This window comes from Caballeronia sp. M23-90, assembly GCF_053574605.1.
On record NZ_JBSIPA010000900.1, the window covers coordinates 1 to 913 of the forward strand.

The window sequence follows — 913 nt, forward strand, 5'->3', positions numbered from 1 at the left end:
CCGCAATCCGGACGCCGCGCCGGCGGCGAGCCTGGAGCTGATTGGCGAGCACATGGAGTTCCTTGGCGCCACGCTTGACGGACGTCCGCACGCGGACGTCCGTGTCAGTGAAAACGGTCTATCGGTGAACAATATTCCGGACTCGTTCGAATTGACCATCGAAAGCGCGTGCAACCCGGCGGCCAACACCACGTTGTCGGGGCTGTATGTATCGAGCGGCAATTTCTTTACGCAATGCGAGGCCGAAGGCTTTCGCCGGATCACGTATTTCCTCGACCGACCCGACGTCATGTCCACCTACACGGTCACGCTGCGCGCCGACAAGGCCGCTTATCCAGTCTTGCTGTCGAACGGCAATCTGATTGAAGAAGGCGATCTGGAAAACGGCCGGCACTTCGCCCGCTGGGAAGATCCGTTCAAGAAGCCGAGTTACTTGTTCGCGCTGGTCGCGGGCAAGCTGGTCAAGCTCGAACAGCGCATGAAGACGGGTTCGGGCAAGGAAAAGCTGCTGCAGGTCTGGGTCGAACCGCACGACCTCGACAAGACCCAGCACGCCATGGATTCGCTGGTCCATTCCATTGAATGGGACGAACGGCGCTTCGGACTGGAGCTCGATCTTGACCGCTTCATGATCGTCGCTGTCAGCGACTTCAACATGGGCGCAATGGAAAACAAAGGCTTGAACATCTTCAACACGAAGTACGTGCTGGCCAATCCGGAAACGGCGACCGATATTGATTTCGGCAATATCGAAGCTGTCGTCGGCCACGAATACTTCCATAACTGGACCGGCAACCGCGTGACCTGCCGCGACTGGTTCCAGTTGAGCCTGAAGGAAGGCCTGACGGTCTTCCGCGACCAGGAATTTTCCGCCGACATGGCCGCCGGCCACGAGCCGGGCGCCGCCGCGGAA

The 913-nt window shown here is 59.4% G+C and carries 1 protein-coding gene; it reads left to right on the plus strand.

Annotation, left to right across the window (positions count from 1 at the left end; genetic code table 11):
* A partial coding sequence (locus tag ACRXB1_RS36845) for a M1 family aminopeptidase (RefSeq protein WP_449494878.1) occupies positions 1-913 on the plus strand: 913 nt, incomplete at both ends.